We start from the raw sequence: 214 nt of genomic DNA, 5'->3' as shown, positions 1-214 counted from the left end.
GCTCGCCGACCTCGCGGCGGCGGACGGCGGGGACGACGGCGGGGACGACGGGGACGGTGGAGCCGTCGCGCTCCCCGCGGCACCGGCCGGGACGCTGCCGCCGACCCTCCCCGAGCAGTGCGGCGCCCTCCCCGGCGGCGCCTTCGCCGAGGCCGTCGAGACCTGGCTGCACGGCGCCGGCGAACGGGCCGTCACCGCCGCCCGGGTCCTCGCC

At 82.7% G+C, this 214-nt stretch carries 1 pseudogene; it reads left to right on the top strand.

Annotation, left to right across the window (positions count from 1 at the left end):
• Window positions 1-214: pseudogene (locus tag VR45_RS03145) on the top strand (hypothetical protein); the annotation flags it as partial.

Origin of the sequence: Streptomyces sp. NRRL S-495, from assembly GCF_000966955.1 — a bacterium.
In the GTDB taxonomy this organism is placed as follows: domain Bacteria; phylum Actinomycetota; class Actinomycetes; order Streptomycetales; family Streptomycetaceae; genus Kitasatospora; species Kitasatospora purpeofusca.
The sequence above is the reverse complement of the archived record's forward strand: the minus strand, read 5'-3'. Positions and strand labels throughout refer to the sequence as shown.